The organism is Cuneatibacter sp. NSJ-177 (genome assembly GCF_022867805.1).
Classification (GTDB): Bacteria; Bacillota; Clostridia; order Lachnospirales; family Lachnospiraceae; genus Pseudolachnospira.
Genome location: NZ_JALIFO010000002.1, coordinates 521,505 through 538,572, shown reverse-complemented (window position 1 = coordinate 538,572; position 17,068 = coordinate 521,505). Strand labels below are relative to the sequence as shown.

Annotated in this window: 20 protein-coding genes and 1 other annotated feature; of the genes, 17 read left to right on the top strand and 3 right to left on the bottom strand. The window is 52.4% G+C overall.

The genetic code is table 11. The features are described 5' to 3' along the window. Window positions 1–45: 45 nt before the first annotated feature. Both MUB23_RS06520 and MUB23_RS06515 read right to left on the bottom strand, forming a co-directional pair. On the bottom strand, window positions 46–699 hold the full coding sequence (locus MUB23_RS06520) for a DUF3786 domain-containing protein (protein ID WP_244799568.1): 654 nt from the start codon (window positions 697–699) through the stop codon (window positions 46–48). 195 nt (window positions 700–894) lie between these two features. After that, window positions 895–1,752 (bottom strand): AraC family transcriptional regulator, encoded by an 858-nt coding sequence (locus MUB23_RS06515; RefSeq protein WP_244799567.1) that lies wholly within the window; start codon window positions 1,750–1,752, stop codon window positions 895–897. Window positions 1,753–2,114: 362 nt separating this feature from the next. Here MUB23_RS06515 and MUB23_RS06510 point away from each other — a divergent pair, with 362 nt between their 5' ends. The 13 genes from MUB23_RS06510 (at window position 2,115) to rplL (ending at window position 12,502) form a co-directional block, all read left to right on the top strand. After that, window positions 2,115–2,639: a TRAP transporter small permease gene (locus MUB23_RS06510; protein WP_244799566.1), complete on the top strand. Its 525-nt coding sequence runs from the start codon at window positions 2,115–2,117 to the stop codon at window positions 2,637–2,639. Between the two features lie 2 nt (window positions 2,640–2,641). Beyond that, a complete protein-coding gene (locus MUB23_RS06505) occupies window positions 2,642–3,928 on the top strand; it encodes a TRAP transporter large permease (protein ID WP_244799565.1) in 1,287 nt (428 codons plus the stop codon). A gap of 118 nt (window positions 3,929–4,046) precedes the next feature. Beyond that, the gene (locus tag MUB23_RS06500; RefSeq protein ID WP_244799564.1) at window positions 4,047–5,240 is read left to right on the top strand and encodes a TRAP transporter substrate-binding protein; all 1,194 of its coding nucleotides are present in this window, start codon (window positions 4,047–4,049) and stop codon (window positions 5,238–5,240) included. An 82-nt stretch (window positions 5,241–5,322) separates the two neighbouring features. Next, window positions 5,323–6,777: a carboxylesterase family protein gene (locus MUB23_RS06495; protein ID WP_244799563.1), complete on the top strand. Its 1,455-nt coding sequence runs from the start codon at window positions 5,323–5,325 to the stop codon at window positions 6,775–6,777. Between the two features lie 79 nt (window positions 6,778–6,856). Then, on the top strand, window positions 6,857–7,378 hold the full coding sequence (locus tag MUB23_RS06490; protein ID WP_244799562.1) for a hypothetical protein: 522 nt from the start codon (window positions 6,857–6,859) through the stop codon (window positions 7,376–7,378). A 165-nt stretch (window positions 7,379–7,543) separates the two neighbouring features. After that, window positions 7,544–8,848: an HD-GYP domain-containing protein gene (locus MUB23_RS06485; protein WP_244799561.1), complete on the top strand. Its 1,305-nt coding sequence runs from the start codon at window positions 7,544–7,546 to the stop codon at window positions 8,846–8,848. Between the two features lie 182 nt (window positions 8,849–9,030). Further along, window positions 9,031–9,180, top strand: a complete 150-nt coding sequence (rpmG, locus tag MUB23_RS06480; RefSeq protein WP_244799560.1) for a 50S ribosomal protein L33 — start codon at window positions 9,031–9,033, stop codon at window positions 9,178–9,180. Window positions 9,181–9,311: 131 nt separating this feature from the next. After that, on the top strand, window positions 9,312–9,536 hold the full coding sequence (secE, locus tag MUB23_RS06475) for a preprotein translocase subunit SecE (protein WP_244799559.1): 225 nt from the start codon (window positions 9,312–9,314) through the stop codon (window positions 9,534–9,536). A 17-nt stretch (window positions 9,537–9,553) separates the two neighbouring features. Continuing rightward, the gene (gene nusG / locus MUB23_RS06470; RefSeq protein WP_244799558.1) at window positions 9,554–10,069 is read left to right on the top strand and encodes a transcription termination/antitermination protein NusG; all 516 of its coding nucleotides are present in this window, start codon (window positions 9,554–9,556) and stop codon (window positions 10,067–10,069) included. Between the two features lie 96 nt (window positions 10,070–10,165). After that, window positions 10,166–10,591 carry a 50S ribosomal protein L11 gene (gene rplK / locus MUB23_RS06465; protein ID WP_244799557.1) on the top strand — a complete coding sequence of 142 codons (426 nt, stop codon included), beginning with the start codon at window positions 10,166–10,168 and terminating at the stop codon, window positions 10,589–10,591. Between the two features lie 15 nt (window positions 10,592–10,606). Then, window positions 10,607–11,305 carry a 50S ribosomal protein L1 gene (rplA, locus tag MUB23_RS06460; RefSeq protein ID WP_244799556.1) on the top strand — a complete coding sequence of 233 codons (699 nt, stop codon included), beginning with the start codon at window positions 10,607–10,609 and terminating at the stop codon, window positions 11,303–11,305. Between the two features lie 36 nt (window positions 11,306–11,341). Next, window positions 11,342–11,479, top strand: a sequence feature (ribosomal protein L10 leader region). A gap of 105 nt (window positions 11,480–11,584) precedes the next feature. Then, a complete protein-coding gene (rplJ, locus tag MUB23_RS06455) occupies window positions 11,585–12,082 on the top strand; it encodes a 50S ribosomal protein L10 (RefSeq protein WP_244799555.1) in 498 nt (165 codons plus the stop codon). A gap of 45 nt (window positions 12,083–12,127) precedes the next feature. After that, on the top strand, window positions 12,128–12,502 hold the full coding sequence (rplL, locus tag MUB23_RS06450; protein ID WP_244799554.1) for a 50S ribosomal protein L7/L12: 375 nt from the start codon (window positions 12,128–12,130) through the stop codon (window positions 12,500–12,502). A gap of 89 nt (window positions 12,503–12,591) precedes the next feature. On the opposite strand, the gene MUB23_RS06445 is transcribed toward rplL, so the two are convergent. Continuing rightward, window positions 12,592–12,921: a sporulation initiation factor Spo0A C-terminal domain-containing protein gene (locus MUB23_RS06445; protein ID WP_244799553.1), complete on the bottom strand. Its 330-nt coding sequence runs from the start codon at window positions 12,919–12,921 to the stop codon at window positions 12,592–12,594. Window positions 12,922–13,216: 295 nt separating this feature from the next. On the opposite strand from MUB23_RS06445, the gene MUB23_RS06440 reads away from it, so the two are divergent. The 4 genes from MUB23_RS06440 to MUB23_RS06425 all read left to right on the top strand — a co-directional run bounded on the left by MUB23_RS06440 (window position 13,217) and on the right by MUB23_RS06425 (window position 17,068). Further along, a complete protein-coding gene (locus MUB23_RS06440) occupies window positions 13,217–14,029 on the top strand; it encodes a methyltetrahydrofolate cobalamin methyltransferase (protein WP_244799552.1) in 813 nt (270 codons plus the stop codon). 24 nt (window positions 14,030–14,053) lie between these two features. Beyond that, on the top strand, window positions 14,054–14,686 hold the full coding sequence (locus MUB23_RS06435; protein ID WP_244799551.1) for a corrinoid protein: 633 nt from the start codon (window positions 14,054–14,056) through the stop codon (window positions 14,684–14,686). 96 nt (window positions 14,687–14,782) lie between these two features. Continuing rightward, on the top strand, window positions 14,783–16,531 hold the full coding sequence (locus MUB23_RS06430) for an ASKHA domain-containing protein (RefSeq protein WP_244799550.1): 1,749 nt from the start codon (window positions 14,783–14,785) through the stop codon (window positions 16,529–16,531). Further along, window positions 16,532–17,068, top strand: a complete 537-nt coding sequence (locus tag MUB23_RS06425; protein ID WP_244799549.1) for a DUF2284 domain-containing protein — start codon at window positions 16,532–16,534, stop codon at window positions 17,066–17,068.

Below are 17,068 nucleotides of genomic sequence, written 5' to 3'. Positions count from 1 at the left end.
TGCAACCTGGCGGTCCGTTCTTCCATGAAAGAAGATCAGATGCTCCTACATCAGCGGAATCGCATTCGGATCCATCAAAAGCCCGGCGGACTCCGCCAATTGCGCCAGTCCGACCATGGCGATGGACACGATGCTTTCCCCATGGATGAAATCCGTTGCGCTGGCGTCAAAGAGAATATTTGCCTGGGCCGGAAATTCATCGTCACCCTCCCAGAAAAGGAAGCGAACTGGAATGCACGCGAAAGCATCCACCTGATACCCTAAATCTGAGTAGGGCAGCCGGATTCCGCCCATGGATTCCATCGCAGCCTGGAGGCGGTCCATATGCCCGGTGAACGTGCGGGCATATGACTCGATTACGCCTTTTCGGAATGCCGGAGCAAAGGGGGCGGTTCCTCTCAGGTTTTCAAAGGGAACCCACTCTCCGCGAAGGGCTGCTTTGGGGGAGACATATCCAAAAAGAGTATAAAGATTCAGCTTCACCGTGATGGGGACAGAACCTTCTTCCGAAAGCAGGACAATTTCACCTGTCCTGCGGTGAATTCCGTATTTCTTCCCAAAATGGAAGAGGCAAAGGAAGTCTCCCTCCGGCTTCAGCTCAGGAAGCCTTTGCATCAGTTGATCTTGATCCATTTCTAGAAAACGGATTCGCCATTGTTCGCAGGCAGTTTCATAATTGGATGTTTTTTCTTGGCTCAATACCCTTCCTCATTTCATGATTATTTTGATTCGTATCTCTATCTTTTCTCTCACCTTATTCCTAGGGCCAGCAGTTCGGGCAATAGCAGATGCCCTGCCCAAAGACGTCACTTTCATCACGAGGCCGCCGTAGTCCGGATACCCATTGGGATCGTATTTTTGGATATACGGGCGGGATAACCGCTGGAATTCCTCCTATGGTTCAATCTCCGCCACAAACTCCAAATATTGATCCGGGTGGCAGCCATAAAAGTTTTCAAAAGCCTTTACAAAGTGATAAGTCGTCTTATAGGCCAGCTTTCTTGCGATCTCCTGGGACGGCATATTTTGATTCAGGATATAGGTCCGCGCTTCCCTCATCCGGCAATAAATTAGGTAGTGGATCGGCGAGGTGTGATAAGTTTTCAGGAACACCCGCGAGATATGGGACGGGCTGAGATTGAATTCACGGGAGAGATCCTCCAGCGTGACCGTGCGGCCCACATGGTTTTGCAGGTAACGGAGGATATCGTTGGCGTAGACGGGTGTGTGAGTGATTACGGTCCGCCCGGCCCGGCGGAGCTCGTCGGACGTCATTTGGAGGACGGAGAGAGAAATTGTCTGGATCGTCTCATCGATTTTTCCTTCGGTGTCCGCGGCAAGTGCCAGGATAATGTCCAGCAGCTTTTGAATATAGGGGATTTTTTCAGAGCTGACCGCAGTGGCTGTATCGAGAGCTTCCAACTGCCTTTGAACCGGGGAACCGGAGGAATCCGCCCGGAACCGGATGACGTAATACTCCATCTCCTGGTCTCCCTGCTCGCGGCTGTAACAGTGAGCCACCTTGGGCGGGATAATGGTGATGGAGTTTTCCAGCAGCGGTAGGACGGTGCCGGGAAGGTTCAGTATGCCGGACCCGTTCATGATGAAGGAAATCTCATACTCATCCTCATGGATATGCGGGTATTGGATCCAGGGGAGGACTTTTTTCAGATGACCGACCTGCGTAATGTGCATAAAGGGAGGCTGGCGGAACGGGCTGTTTTCAAAGCCGGGCTTATCATAAATGTACATGGCAAAGGCTCCTTTCAGGACGTGGACGGTGAAGAATGGGAACCGGTAGTGGATATTGCTATCCTAACATAAATTCACTTTACATTCAATGCAGGGAAAAGAAAAATGAGGTGGGAATTTTGTGGATGATGATAAGAATTTTGCATTTTACCCGGTAAAACAATGAAAATGAAAAGAACAACTCAAAAGATGGGAATGTTTTAGAGCACCATGAGAGCATGATTTTTTGCATATATGGTATGCTGTTGGAAAAGAGGGACAGGAGGGAAAGGGATGGAGAAAAGCCGCTGACAATAAAAAAATAAGAGGTCAAACAAAAGGTAAATTCTGATAAATCAATGGTTGAAGAGAGGTGGACAACTATGAAAAAAGCAATTCACTGGTTGGACGAGCATTTGGAAGAAACGCTGATGGTGGGGCTGCTGGCGGTGATCACCTGTGTCATTCTGTTTCAGGTTATTATGCGCTATTTTTTCCGCAGCGCGATGGCATGGCCCGAAGAGCTGAGCCGCTACTGTTTTGTCTGGTCCGGACTGCTGAGCGCAGGTTACTGCGTCAGAAAGAATAACGCGATTAACCTGGACATTTTGACGTCGGTCCTGCCCAAAGGGATTGGTACAGCCCTGGATTATCTGGCAAAGATCTTGTTGCTGGGTACTTATGCCTTCTTCTTTTATCAGTCCATATTTCTGGTACAGATGGCGGCGGAGTCCAAAGCGCTCAGCACAGCGCTGCGCCTTCCGCTCCAATATGTCTATGCGAGCTGTCTGGTCGGATTTGGTCTGGGAACGCTGAGGCAGATTCAAAACATCATTTTGAGCATGATCCACGGCCCGGAGGAGAAAAAGGGCCGCGGAGAGGCGGAAACCAAAGAGGAGGGAGAATAAAGGTGCTGGGTATTGTATTTATCTTATTTTTTGTCTTAATCTTTTTAGGAGTGCCGCTGGCAGCCTGTACCGCGCTGCCTTCCATTCTTCCCTATGTGGCGGACAACACGTTTACCGGCAACTATCAGTTTGTGCTTCGGGCAGTGGTCAGCGCCCTGGACTCCACGTCGCTGATTGCCATTCCTTTGTTCATGCTTTCCGGCTCCATCATGGCAAGAGGAGGAATTTCCCGCCGTCTGTTCGATGTGTTCGCCTATTTTATCGGCGAGGTAACGGCCGGAATTCCCTGTGCGGTGGTGGTCACCTGCCTCTTTTACGGGGCGATCTCCGGATCCGGGCCGGCTACGGTGGCGGCAGTCGGGGCCATGTGCATTCCGATCCTGACGAAGCTTGGTTATGACAAGATTTTTTCTACGGCTCTGGTGGCCACGGCAGGAGGGCTTGGGGTAATCATTCCGCCCAGCATTCCGTTTATTGTCTACGGTGTGGCCTGCGGCGTCTCGGTGGGCGATCTGTTTATCGCCGGTATTGTACCGGGTATTCTGGTTGCCTTTGTGCTGATGCTGTACGCCTATCTTTACTGCAAGCGCCGGGGCGAAGACAAGGAAAAGATCCGGGCAAACCATCAGGAGCTGAAAAAGAAAGGCTGCCTGCGGGTTTTAAAAGAAGGCTTTTGGGCGCTCCTGACCCCAGTCATTATCCTGGGAGGGATTTACAGTGGGATCGTCACCCCGACGGAAGCGGCCTGCGTATCCATTTTCTATGCGATCTTTGTCTGCCTGGCATTTTATAAGAGCATGAAACTGAAAGAACTCCCGGCGTTTTTGGCGGGCGCGGTGAAAAGCTACGCCCCAATGTGCCTACTGCTGGGATTTGGCGGCGCGTTTGGAAAAATTCTGCACCTGCTCCATGCGCCGGAGATTATCTCCGACTATCTGACCAGCACCATCGACAGCAAGGTCCTTTTTCTGCTGCTGATCAATGTGGTGTTTCTGTTTCTGGGAATGGTGGGCGAGACCACGTCCGGTATTATCATCATGGGACCGGTGATTTTGACCGCGGCGCAGAGCTTTGGCGTCAGCCCGATTCATTTCGGCGTGATCTTGATCATCAACCTGGCGATCGGCCTGGTCAGCCCTCCGATCGGCGTCAATCTGTTCGTGGCGGCGCCATTGGTGGGGGAATCCCCCATGCGGATAGCCAAGGCGGCGGTGCCGTTCATGCTCTTTTTCCTGGCCGCGCTGCTGATTGTAACCTTTGTGCCGCAGCTGTCTTTACTGTTCCTGTAGCGGTTATCCGGGGAAAACGGCTGGGCTTGTCTGACGGATCGTTGAATTCAGTGGATCTGCCCTGGCCCGCAGAGCGGGCGGGGATTGGAATATGATCATATGAAAATGGAGGAGAAACATGAAAAACGGAAAGAGAATGATGGCCATTTTAATGGCGGCGGCTATGACCTTATCGGCGGCAGGCTGCGGCAGCGGAGAGAGCGGGACAACTGCGGCGGAGACTGCGGCATCCAAAACAGAGGCTGCAACAGCGGCTTCTGGGACAAGGGCTGCGGGGGAAGCCTCATCGAAGGCGGAGACAGGAGAGAATTCTTCCGGCGGCTTTGACCGGGAAAAGGCGGCAAAAGGCGAGCTGACTGCCGCAGAACTTGGCGTGACGGTGACCAGCACGGATTCGGTGAAACTGGTGTGGGCTCACAACGGATCTTCCCAGTCGGCCAGCTCCAAAGGTTATGCTTACCTGGAAAAACTGATTGAAGACGGCAGCAATGGAAATATCCAGGTGGAAGTCTACCCGGACAGTACGCTGGGAACCGCCACGGAAATCAACCAGAATTTGAAAGCCAACACAATCCAGATGGGCTGCGGAAATGTCGGCGGTCTGGTGGACGACTCTCTGGGATATTTTGACATGAACGGGGCCATGACCAGCCGGGAGGACGCTTTAAAACTGACCGAAAGCGGCACCGAGGTGCGCCAGTACACGGACAAGGCCTTCCACAATCTTGGATTTGAGCTGCTGATGCTGACCCCTTACGGATTCCGGGTCACCAGCTCCTATAAGGAATTAAAGACCTTCGACGATCTGAGCGGGCTGGATATTCGCGTCACGGAAAACAATGTGCAGATGGCATTCTGGAAAGCCTGCGGCGCGAACCCTACGCCTCTCGCCTTCAACGATCTCTATGTTTCCCTGCAGCAGGGCTTGGTCAATGCGCAGGAAAATCCTTATAATACGATTGTGACCAATAAGTTTTTTGAAGTACAGAAGTATGTGACCGAGACCAATCACCAGATGTTCGTGGCGGGCATTTGGATGAACAAAGCCTGCTATGACGGCTTGCCGGAGGATTATCAGGCTTTGATCAAAGCGGCCAGCGCAGCTGCCGAGGCTTATCTGTATCAGGTAGGCGTGGAAGAAGAAGAAAACGCCAAAAAAGCTTTGGAAGAAGCCGGAATCACTTTGATCCAGTGGTCCGACGAGGACTACGCCAAAGTTTTGGAAGCAGGTAAGAATTGCTGGCCCCTGATCCGGGAACTGGCGGGCGATGAGCCCGTGGACCTGGTGATGAAATCTTTGGGAATTCAGTAATCGAGTTTGCTAAAATGAAGAAAAGCTGCTGCAAAATGAGAAACCATCCATCATGCAGCAGCTTTTCTATGTGGGAGGTTCCATGGAAGAATGGATTGTTGACGCTTCCTGCGGCAGGATTCGCGGAAGAAAGACAGAAAATGGATATGAATTTTTAGGGATCCCTTACGGCATGGCAGAGCGCTTCCGAGCGCCAAAGCCGGTAGTCTGGGACGGGATCAGGGACTGCGTTTCCTACGGGCCAAAGGCGATGCAGCCCAGTTTTCTGGGGGTAAAGCCCAGAGATGCGGATCTTTATGTGGTGGGATCCGAGGACTGCTTGAACCTGAACGTCTGGACAAAATGTCCGGACGAAAAGGCGCGGCTTCCGGTGGCCGTCTATGTCCACGGGGGAGCGTTCCAGGTGGGAAGCAATTCAGCGCCGGAGCGTGCGGGGGACCGGTTCATGGAGGAGGATGCGATGGTGTTTGTGTCCGTCAATTACCGCCTCGGCGTTTTGGGCTTTCTCCAGCTGGGGGAGGAGTACGGAACGGATTACGCCGGTTCCGGAAACAACGGCATTAAGGACCTGCTGCTGGCGGTCCGGTGGGTCCGGGACCATATATCCGCCTTTGGCGGGGATCCGGAAAATATCACCTTACTTGGAATCTCCGCCGGCGCCAAGGCAATCGCCTCCTTGCTGACACTGCCGGAATTCCAGCAGGTCTGCCGCCGGGTCATCCTGGAAAGCGGAGCCATGCAGTCCTTTCGGGGCAAAAAGACTGCGGATCAGGTTACCCACAGGTATCTCCGGTATCTGCCGGAGGAGGCTTCCCTCCTTACCCTTTCCGGAGAGGAATTGATTCAGGCACAGGCCGCGCTGTGCGGCGTAGAAGGATCCACCTGCTTTTTCGGCCCGGTGCTGGACGGGGAATTGTTTGATTCAGGCTGGAAAAGGCGCTGGCAGGAGGGGGCGCGCTGGAAGGGCGCGGCTGTGATTGGGAGCGGCAGATGGGAGCTTTCTCCGCTGGCGGGGAAACCGGCTTTTACGGAAAACAGGGAGCAGGTTCTGGAAGATTTATTTGGGACTCACAGTGAAATCGCCTGGAACCACTACCGGAAACTGGAGGCGGAGGGAAAGGACCAAGAAGAAGCGTGGGCGGAGGTGCTGTCGGATTTTATGTACCGCTATTACAGTGATGAATTGGCAAATCAGCTTTACCGTGAGGAAAATCCGGTCTGGTGCTATTCCTTTGAATATCCTCCAGCCTGCCATGGGATGGGCTTTCACTTTTTGATGGGGCAGTGGAGTCTTCCGTCCTTTGGCGTTACGGAAGAAAAAAGAGCGGAGGCAAGCAGGATTTCTTCCTGTCTCAGGGCCGGAATCCGCCGGTTTATCCTGACCGGAAATCCGGAAACTCCTGAGCTTTCCTGGGAACCCTACCGAGGGGAAAACAAAATGATTTTTGACCAATCGCCCCATATGGAAGTAAGGCGGCGGGATACGCTGACCGGTTTTCCGGAAGAAGTTTTTTCAAAAGAAGAGGATATCCTCTGACCGCCGGCCTGTGATTGGAAAAGTGCTTGAGCGGCGGCATGAGGAACCTGCACCTATTGATCGGGAGGAGAAAAGAAAAATGCGCGAGGATAATATTTACCGTCTGGGAAGAAGATTTTTTAAATACAGGACGCTGGGAATGGGGGCCGGATCTTTGATGATTTTTTCCTTCTATTTTCTTTATGACGCGCTGGTGATTCCGCGCTTCCCTTATCTTAAAGGCGCGCCTTTGACGGTTTTATTCCTGCTGGTGGAAATGGCATTCCTCTATCTGCTCCAATGGGGGGCAAAGCGGGTGGCGGAACGGACTTATTATCAGGTCCGGGCGGACGGACTCGTCTTTGTCAACGGGAGGAAGCAAAAAATATACTTGTGGAAAGATTTTGAACAGGTGGAGGAAGAACGCTTTGATTTTACTTCTGTCTGTCCGATTCAATACCGGGTGAAGGGTGAGAAACTGGTTTTAAACCAATATCTCGGCGACCTCTGGGGGCTGAACCATGAGATCCTCCGCCATATCGAGGGGCGGGTGACCGTGGACCGGGAGCTGAAGGAAAAAGTGATGGGAATGGATCCGCGAGTTTCTCAGATTTGTCGATAAAAAGTGATCCGCTGCTCTTGTCTTTTTTTCGGTTACATGTAATAATCTAACCAGTAAGCAGAACAGGCAGAGTCAGCCGGCGGAGATTTCCGCCGTTTGTGCCCGCGGGTAAATCTTCGGACAGAGACGCCTTTTGGAGATTATAGATGGGAACGGAGAAACGGGATGGAGATCATTGAGGATCGGATGGTTTGGGGGATTATCCGCCGCACGCTGAGCTGTGTGGATCCCAGGCTGGTGGATCATGGGGAACGGGTGGCCTATATTGCGCTGGAACTTTTGCGCAGCGCAGGGGTCGATCTGAATGCGCGGAAAAATGCAGCGGTATTGGTGCTTTGCCTGCTCCACGATATCGGGGCCTATAAGACGGATGAGATCGACCGGATGATGGAATTTGAATCCCAGACGGTTTGGGAGCACTCGATCTATGGGGCGCTGTATCTCAAACGCCTGTCACCCCTTTCCGGCGGAGCAGAGGGCGTTTTATACCATCACGTCGGTTTTAAGCGGCTTCAGGAGGCTGGTATCGAAGGGAAAAGCCTGCGGCTGGCGGATATCATTCATCTTGCGGACCGGGTGGATTCGGTTTGGAAAAATGAACTGGATTTTAGGAGCTATCTGGAACCCCGCAGAGACCGGTTCTTTTCAATAGAGAACGTGGATTTGTGCCTCTCGGCGGAGAGCAGGATCCGGGAAGGGCTATCTTCCGGACGATACGGAGAAGAGCTGCAAAATGTCGTCTGCCGTATGCACTTTTCCGCTCAGGAACGCCGGCGGTTTTTGGAGATGCTGGCTCTATCCATTGATTTCCGCAGTGAATTTATGGTGCTTCATACGATCACGACGGTGGGAGCCAGCATTGCGCTGGCCAGGCTGCTGGAGATCCCCGAAGACAGTTATTCGGATCTTTATTACGGCGCTTTGCTTCACGATATCGGGAAGGTATCGACCCCTGTAGAGATTTTGGAAAAGCCCGGCAGACTGAGCCCGGAAGAATTTGAGGTTATGAAAAAGCACGTGACGGAGACAGGGAAGATTCTGGATGGGTATGTGAACCCAAAAGCATACCGGATCGCGGTGCGGCATCACGAGAAACTGGACGGCTCCGGATACCCGCTGGGGTTAAAGGCGGAAGACTTGTCTCTGGAGGAGCGGGTCTGCGCCATTTCGGATATTGTCAGCGCGTTGGTCCGCCGCAGAAGTTATAAGGAAGCTTTTGATAAGGAAAAGACAAAAAGAGTGCTTCAAGAGATGGCGGATCAAGGAAAAATAGGCCGCCGCGGGGTAAAGGCCGTGATTGATCATTACGATGATTTCATGGAGACGATCGGACATACCGGAGAAAAAATAATGGAGACTTATGCCTCGATCCGGACCGATTATCAGGAGATGCTTGCCGTGGCAAAAGCGGGCCAAATCCCCAGCCTGCCGGAGCGGAAACCGCTGGATTCCTTGTTTACGTTTGATTAGGCAAAGCTGAAAAGGGAGTAGGATTAAATTTTTGCTTTAGCATTGGAAAAAACCGCCTATAACCACTTGACGGGACAACATTCTTGTGGTATATTTACAGAACACGTCAGAAGATTTAGGTCTTTTTTTTGTGTATAAAAACGACCAAAACCAATAGAACAATCCCAGTGGAGGTAAAAGAAATGCGCGTGAAGATCACCTTGGCATGCACCGAGTGCAAGCAGAGAAACTATGACATGATGAAGGAAAAGAAAAACCATCCGGAACGAATGGAAACCAAGAAATACTGCAAATTCTGCAAGACTCATACGATGCACAGAGAGACCAAATAATTTGTCACCGGTTAGCCGTTTCGCGGCATGATTTATGATGAAATCCGGCGCCGCGGCCCCTGGCCGCTACGGAAGCGGGATTTCAGATAGAGAACGGCGCTTAGCGAAGTCGTTTAGAAAGGTTTGAGCCTATGGGAGAGAATACGAACGAAGCGGTTCCGAAGGAGAAAGCCGAGAAAAAGGAAAAGAAGAACCACTTCAAAAATCTGAAGGCAGAGTTTAAGAAAATCATCTGGCCAGATAAAAAGAAAGCGGGAAAACAGACGTTTGCCGTCATCCTTTCCGGCGTATTCCTGGGTGTCCTGATTGCCATTCTGGATACGGTGATTAAGTTCGGTCTTGGCTTTATTCTGTAAAGGCGAAGGGTGATTGTATGGCAGAAGCAAACTGGTACGTTGTGCATACCTATTCCGGATATGAGAATAAGGTAAAAGCAGACTTGGAAAAGACCATAGAGAACCGGAAGCTTCACGACGAGATTCTGGAAGTGGCAGTGCCGATGCAGGATGTGGTAGAGCTGAAAAACGGAGTGAAGAAGACGGTCCAGAAAAAGATGTTCCCTGGATATGTTCTGATTAATATGGTCATGAACGACGATACCTGGTATGTCGTTCGAAATACCCGCGGCGTGACCGGATTCGTGGGACCGGGAAGCAAACCGGTGCCGCTGTCGCCGGAAGAGATGTATCATATGGGCATTGCAAGCGATGATCTGGTCATCGATTTTGCGGTGGGTGATACGGTTACGGTGACCGCCGGAATCTGGGAAGGCACAGTCGGTGTTATCAAAGCGATCAATGAAGGGAAACAAAGCGTTACCATTCATGTCGATATGTTCGGCCGGGAGACCCCGGTGGAACTGAGCTTCACAGAAGTTCGAAAACTGTAAAAACATCCGCGAAAGCGGGTGGAGTGTGGGAGGGGGATCCGCCCCGCCAAACACCACCATCAGCCGAAAGGCTGAAGAAAATAGGAGGAAAGCCAAATGGCAAAGAAAGTAACAGGTTACATCAAATTACAGATTCCTGCTGGCAAAGCGACCCCGGCACCGCCGGTCGGCCCCGCTCTGGGTCAGCACGGTGTGAACATCGTACAGTTCACAAAGGAATTCAACGCGAGAACCGCTGATCAGGGCGACATGATCATCCCTGTCGTGATCACGGTTTATGCGGACAGAAGCTTCAGCTTCATCACGAAGACCCCGCCGGCCGCTGTTCTGCTGAAGAAGGCCTGCAAGATCAAATCCGGTTCCGGTGTTCCGAACCGCACGAAGGTTGCTACGATCAAGAGATCCGAAGTTCAGAAGATCGCTGAGCTGAAGATGCCTGACCTGAATGCCGCTTCCATCGAAGCCGCCACCAGCATGATTGCCGGTACGGCCAGAAGCATGGGCATCGTAGTAGAAGACTGATAGGAGGGTACGCAGATGAAGAGAGGAAAGAAATATGTAGAAGCTGCAAAAGCCGTCGACCGTACCGCTCAGTACGATACCGAAGAGGCGATTGCACTGGTAAAGAAGACCGCTACTGCAAAATTTGATGAGACCGTTGAAGTTCATATCCGCACAGGCTGTGACGGCCGTCATGCCGACCAGCAGGTCCGCGGCGCTGTTGTTCTGCCTCACGGAACCGGTAAGACGGTTCGCGTCCTGGTATTCGCCAAGGGAGTGAAGGCCGACGAGGCGCAGGCTGCCGGAGCCGACTATGTGGGCGCTGAGGAGCTGATCCCGAAGATCCAGAACGAAGGCTGGCTGGATTTCGACGTAGTTGTCGCTACGCCTGATATGATGGGCGTTGTGGGACGTCTGGGCCGTGTCTTGGGACCGAAGGGCCTGATGCCCAACCCGAAGGCCGGTACTGTTACGATGGACGTCACCAAGGCCATCAACGACATCAAAGCCGGTAAGATCGAGTACCGTCTCGATAAGACCAACATCATCCATGTTCCGGTTGGAAAGGCTTCCTTCACCGAGGAGCAGCTTGCCGACAACTTCAACGCTCTGATGGGCGCGATCATGAAGGCAAAGCCCGCGGCTGTGAAGGGCGCATATCTGAAGAGCGTTACCATGAGCTCCACGATGGGCCCCGGCGTTCGTCTGAATGCGACGAAGCTGATGAACGCTTAAGTTTTTGTTGACAACCACAGGAAACTGTGTTATCTTATTTAAGAATTACCGCTGCCGAAGACAGCAGGTGCCGTGAGGCGTAAGGACTTGTCCGCCTGCCGAGGAAGGAGATTCGCATAGAAGCGTATTGCCGCCCTTTCGTCTTTGGATGGAAGGGCGTTTTCTTGTTCCATAGGAAATTCTTTTTCATATATCTTTCGACAGAGGTGCTCCGTGGCCGTGAATCACAGCCACAAACCGCGGCCTGCCGCGGCAATCTATAAGGAGGTAACCGAAAACATGGCAAAAGTAGAATTAAAACAGCCGATCGTTCAGGAGGTTTCCGAACTGCTTGACGGCGCTCAGTCTGCTGTCCTCGTGAATTACAGAGGAATCACGGTAGATGTGGACACCCAGCTTCGGAAAGAGCTGAGAGAAGCCGGAATTACTTACAAGGTGTACAAGAACACTTTAGTGAATCTGGCGGTCAAGGGCACTTCGTTTGAAGAGCTGTCCAAAGATCTGGAAGGCCCGACTGCGATTGCGGTTTCTAAGACCGACGCGACGGCTCCGGCCAGAATCATCGCGAAGTATGCGAAGATGGTGGAAAGCTTTTCGATGAAGTCCGGCGTTGTAGAAGGAACCTACTATGATGAAAAGGGAATCGCCGCTGTTGCCGCCGTTCCCAGCAGAGAGGAACTGCTGTCCAAGCTGCTTGGCAGCCTGCAGTCTCCGATTGCAAACTTTGCCCGCGTTATTAAGCAGATCGCTGAGAAAGACGCGCCGGCTGAGGCTTAACGCCTGAAACAAAACCATTCAAAAATCTTATTGGAGGAAAAGAAAATGGCAAAACTGACGATTGAAGAGATCATTGCAGCTGTAGAAGAGCTGTCCGTATTAGAGCTGAACGACCTGGTTAAGGCCTGCGAAGAGAAGTTTGGTGTATCCGCTGCTGCGGGTGTTGTGGTTGCTGCTGCTGGCGGCGCTGCCGAGGCTGCTGAGGAGAAGGATTCCTTTGACGTAGAGCTGACCGAGATCGGACCGAACAAGGTTAAGGTTATCAAGGTTGTCCGCGAGCTGACTGGCTTGGGCCTGAAGGAAGCCAAGGAAGTCGTAGACGGCGCTCCGAAGGTATTCAAGAGCGAAGTTTCCAAGGAAGAGGCCAATGCCGCCAAGGAAGCTCTGGAGAAAGAGGGAGCAAAGGTTACCCTCAAATAATTACAGAAAAGCCAAAACCCCCGGCAGGCGCGCAAGCGTATTGCCGGGGGTTTTCTTTTTTCGTCCTTTCCGTTTCTGGAACGATTCTCTTATTTTGAGAGATAGCGAAACAAGTAGTAAATCAGTTCCGCCGGAGACGGTTTGTCGGCCAGTTTGTGCCCGACTATGTTCTTTAATTCTTCTTGGTCTCCATGATCCCAGCAGTCATCTGTCGCCCTGGCAATGTTCCGGGCGACGTTTCCTGTGCCAGTGCCATACTTTTCGGCGATCGATTGATACAGTACCTGGATGACCTGACGGTTGGGAAAGGATCCTGCTTCTATACAGAGCGAAACAGCGTCCTGGAGATACTGATATCCGAGCATTGTCGGATGTCCGGAAATAGCCTGAATGGTAGACCCAATACTTTCTGTGTTCATATGACAATCCTCCCTTGTTATGTTAAGAGAATCATGGAGGATTTTAGCGTAAAAAGGAAATAGATGGACGAAATTGGACACAAATAATTACGATATGAGCAGAAATGTTTCGCTGCGTATACAATTGTTGCTTTCTTTTGGTCGTTTTTGAGGTAAGAGAAACAAAAAAGCAACTTTAAATTCTCTTCCTACAAAGTGTAGGAAGAGAAAAGGAAAAATTCCCAAGTCTGCCGGATATCCTTTTCAAAGCCCTTTTGATACAATAAAGTCAGCAAGGAAGATGGGAGGCTGAAAAATGATTATTATCGGCGAAAAAATCAATGGTTCCATCCCTGCCGTGGCGGATGCGATTGCCCGCAGAGATGGAGAATTCATTAAAAACCGCGCCAGAATGCAGGCGGAGGCGAATGCCACGTTTATTGACTGTTGCGCGTCGGTTCCGGAAGTGGAAGAGGTCGAGACGCTTCACTGGATGATTGACTGCATTCAGGAAGTGACGGATCTCCCGATTTCCGTTGACAGCCCCAGCGCGGCGGTTCTGACAGAGGCGTACCGTTTCTGCAATAAGCCGGGATTGTTTAATTCGGTCTCCGGCGAGGGATCGAAGCTGGACACGATCTTTCCGATCATGGCGCAGGCGGAAAATAAGGATTGGCAGGTCATTGCCTTGCTCAGCGATGACACCGGAATCCCCAAATGTGCGGCGGATCGTCTTCGGGTGTTTGATAAGATTATGAAGAAAGCGGAAGAGTATGGGATTGCCCCCAGCCGGATCCATATTGATCCTCTGGTCGAGATGCTCTGCACCTCTGAGGACGGGATTGCGACGAATATCGAAGTAATTCAGACAGTCAGAGAGCGGTATCCGGAGATTCATATCACGGCCGCGGTCAGCAATATTTCCTTTAACCTGCCGGTACGCAAGCTGATCAATCAGGGCTTTTTAGTCTTGGCGATGAACGCCGGCCTGGACAGCGGAATTTTGGATCCGACCAACCGGGATATGCTGGGATTGATTTATGCAACGGAAGCGCTTTTGGGTATGGATGATTATTGTATGGAATATATCGGAGCCTACCGGGACGGTCTGATCGGACCGGTAAAATAACCAGGATAGAAGGAGGATAAGAAAATGAGTAAATTAGCGGAAGTAGTAGATCTTGTGGAGCGTGGAAAGTCGAAATTAGTCGGAGCTGCGGTACAGGGAGCGCTGGACGAGGGCACCCCTGCCACGGAAATTCTGAATGGAATGATTGACGCGATGGCTGTGGTTGGAGAGAGATTTAAAAATAATGAGATTTTTGTTCCGGAAATGCTGGTGGCGGCCCGTGCAATGAAGAAGGGCGTGGAGGTTCTGAAACCTCATCTGGCGTCCGGCAGCACTGCTACCAACGGAAAAGTGATCATCGGAACCGTGGCCGGAGACCTCCATGACATCGGAAAGAACCTGGTATCCATGATGATCGAGAGTGCCGGGTTTGAAGTGACCGATCTGGGCGTGGATGTTGCTCCGGAGAAATTTGTGGAAGCGGTCAAGGCGGATCCGGAAGTGAAGATTGTCTGCCTGTCTGCGCTGCTGACCACGACGATGCCGGCGATGAAGACGACGGTGGAGGCTTTGAGCGCTCAGGATTTCCGCGGATCCATTAAAATCATGGTCGGCGGGGCTCCGATTACCCAGGCTTTTGCAGACGAAATCGGTGCGGATGCCTATACGGCCGACGCTGCGTCCGCTGCTCAGAAAGCAAAAGAGCTGGCGGCATAATTAATCAAAGGGAAAAGCAAGAGCTGCCGGAACGGAAATAGTTGCGGCAGCTCTTGCTTTTTTGTTATACTGGTCTTAAATCAAAAGGGAGGGACTATGTCAGCATACACCGTTTTTTTTCGGAAAGAGAATGTGAAAATCCTTGTGGAGAAGGGAACCACTCTGCTGGACGCGGAAATCCAGGCCGGCATTCAGCCGGACGCTCCCTGCGGCGGTCAGGGAAAGTGCGGAAAATGCCTGGTCAGGCTAGAAGTTCCCGGGGAGACGGCGCGCCTGGTGAAGGCCTGCTGCACGCCGGTGGAGCAGGATCTCTGTGTGGAGACCCTGGGAGAAAACAGGAAGCTGCGGATTTTGACGGAAGGGTTTCAGACTGAGGTCGTTTTCTCCCCTTCCATCCGGAAGGAACTAGTCACGCTGCCGCCGAGAAAGCACCAGAAAAAACTTTCCGAGTGGGAACGGCTCCAGCTTGCCCTCGCGGAACCGGTGCCTCCCCGGCAGCAGATGGTCCGGCGGCTTTCGGAATTGAAAACAGGCGGCGGCTGTGAGCTTGCCGTGGTCCGCCGCAGGGATCGAATCTTGGATTTGTATTTATCTTCAGAGCCGGGAAGACGCCTTTTAGGCGCGGCCTTTGACATTGGAACCACAACGATCGCCGCCTATCTGCTGGATCTGGAAACCGGAGAGGAACTGGCGTCCGGAAGCGCAGTGAACCCGCAGGTCTCTTTTGGGGCGGATGTGATCCAGCGATCCAACCATGCTTTGACCAATGGGGAGGAGGAGCTGACCCAGTGCGTGCGCCGGGAGGCGGACTCCCTTCTTGGCCAGCTTTGTGAAAGGGCGGGAGTTTCCCGGTTTGATGTTTATCAGATCAGCATGGTGGGGAATTCCTGTATGCACCATCTGTTTTTGGGCTTTTCGCCGGATTCCATGGTCCATGCGCCTTACCAGCCTGCGGTTCGGGAGGGTCTGATCCTGCCTGCCGGGGAATGCGGATTTACTGCGGCTTTAAGCGCGGAACTCTTTTTCCTGCCGCTGATCGCCGGTTTTGTCGGAGCGGACACCATCGGGGGCCTGCTTGCCACCGGGCTAGGTCAGGAGACGTCCCTGTCTCTTCTGATTGACATCGGCACCAATGGGGAGCTGGTAATCGGAAATAAAGAACGGCGTATTGCCTGTTCGACAGCAGCTGGTCCTGCGCTGGAGGGCGCAAAAATATCCTGCGGGATGCGGGGGACCCAGGGAGCGGTTGAGCATGTGGACCTGGAGGACGGCGGCCTGCGCTGTCAGGTGATCGGCGGCGGTCCGGCCCAGGGGATATGCGGATCCGGGCTGATTGATGGGATTGCCGCTCTCCTGAAGCTGGGAGCCATGGATGAGAGCGGCAAGCTGTGCGGGGACGGCAAGGTCGATGGCTCGGAAGTTTATTGGCTGATCCGGCCGGAACAGGGGCAAAAGGGCGTGTTCCTCAGTCAAAAGGATATCCGGGAAGTACAGTTGGCAAAAGGCGCCATTGCGGCGGGGATTCATCTTTTGGCCGAGGCCATGGGGGTATCCCTGAATCAGATCGATCGGGTTTATCTGGCCGGAGCTTTTGGAACGTATCTCAATCCGGAGAGCGCCTGCGCGATCGGGCTGATTCCCAGGGAATGTAAAGAAAAGCTGATCCCCGTGGGAAATGCGGCAGGTGAGGGGGCAAAGCGGGTGCTGCTCCAGGCCGGGGCATGGGAAGATGCAGCCAAGCTGGCAGACAAGACCGAATTTCTGGAATTGGCGTCCCTGCCGCAGTTTCAAGATGCATTCGTGGATGAATTGGAATTTCCAGATGAGGAAGGAGCGGGGAAATAGATGAATTGGGAGGACTGGGGGCAAATAGGAAAAGAGATTGGCTTTTCCCATGTGGTTCCCCTTGAAGTAAAAACGTTGAGGCTGCTTCCGGAGGTAAGGCAGATGTGTCAGAGTAATTCCTGCCGGATGTACGGAAAAAACTGGAGCTGCCCGCCTGGCTGCGGCACCCTGGAGGAATGCCGGGAGCGGATCGCGGCTTGTTCTTCGGGTATTCTGGTTCAGACTGTGGGACAGTTGGAAGATGAGATGGACGGAGAAGGTATGATGGAAACCGAGGCCAGGCATAAAGAGAGTTTCCAGAAACTGCATGACCGCCTTTTACTTGCCGGTGAGGACGTGCTGGCGATCGGCGCCGGATGCTGCACCAGATGCAAGGCCTGTACCTATCCGGATGCGCCCTGCCGTTTTCCAAAAAAGTGCTTCGCATCCATGGAGGCTTATGGAATGCTGGTGACAGAGGTGTGCAGGGATAACGGACTCCAGTACTATTATGGACCTGCGACAATCGCATATACCAGTTGTTTTTTGTTCCGATAG

Bases quoted from the DNA above. Each gene is read 5' to 3' on its own strand.
- MUB23_RS06485 (WP_244799561.1), top strand. From the start codon at position 7,544: ATGGAGATCATTGAGGATCGGATGGTTTGGGGGATTATCCGCCGCACG.
- MUB23_RS06445 (WP_244799553.1), bottom strand. From the start codon at position 12,921: ATGAACACAGAAAGTATTGGGTCTACCATTCAGGCTATTTCCGGACAT.
- MUB23_RS06440 (WP_244799552.1), top strand. From the start codon at position 13,217: ATGATTATTATCGGCGAAAAAATCAATGGTTCCATCCCTGCCGTGGCG.
- MUB23_RS06490 (WP_244799562.1), top strand. From the start codon at position 6,857: ATGCGCGAGGATAATATTTACCGTCTGGGAAGAAGATTTTTTAAATAC.
- MUB23_RS06425 (WP_244799549.1), top strand. From the start codon at position 16,532: ATGAATTGGGAGGACTGGGGGCAAATAGGAAAAGAGATTGGCTTTTCC.
- rplL (WP_244799554.1), top strand. From the start codon at position 12,128: ATGGCAAAACTGACGATTGAAGAGATCATTGCAGCTGTAGAAGAGCTG.
- MUB23_RS06495 (WP_244799563.1), top strand. From the start codon at position 5,323: ATGGAAGAATGGATTGTTGACGCTTCCTGCGGCAGGATTCGCGGAAGA.
- MUB23_RS06510 (WP_244799566.1), top strand. From the start codon at position 2,115: ATGAAAAAAGCAATTCACTGGTTGGACGAGCATTTGGAAGAAACGCTG.
- secE (WP_244799559.1), top strand. From the start codon at position 9,312: ATGGGAGAGAATACGAACGAAGCGGTTCCGAAGGAGAAAGCCGAGAAA.
- rplK (WP_244799557.1), top strand. From the start codon at position 10,166: ATGGCAAAGAAAGTAACAGGTTACATCAAATTACAGATTCCTGCTGGC.
- MUB23_RS06435 (WP_244799551.1), top strand. From the start codon at position 14,054: ATGAGTAAATTAGCGGAAGTAGTAGATCTTGTGGAGCGTGGAAAGTCG.
- MUB23_RS06515 (WP_244799567.1), bottom strand. From the start codon at position 1,752: ATGTACATTTATGATAAGCCCGGCTTTGAAAACAGCCCGTTCCGCCAG.
- MUB23_RS06430 (WP_244799550.1), top strand. From the start codon at position 14,783: ATGTCAGCATACACCGTTTTTTTTCGGAAAGAGAATGTGAAAATCCTT.
- rplA (WP_244799556.1), top strand. From the start codon at position 10,607: ATGAAGAGAGGAAAGAAATATGTAGAAGCTGCAAAAGCCGTCGACCGT.
- MUB23_RS06500 (WP_244799564.1), top strand. From the start codon at position 4,047: ATGAAAAACGGAAAGAGAATGATGGCCATTTTAATGGCGGCGGCTATG.
- rpmG (WP_244799560.1), top strand. From the start codon at position 9,031: ATGCGCGTGAAGATCACCTTGGCATGCACCGAGTGCAAGCAGAGAAAC.
- rplJ (WP_244799555.1), top strand. From the start codon at position 11,585: ATGGCAAAAGTAGAATTAAAACAGCCGATCGTTCAGGAGGTTTCCGAA.
- nusG (WP_244799558.1), top strand. From the start codon at position 9,554: ATGGCAGAAGCAAACTGGTACGTTGTGCATACCTATTCCGGATATGAG.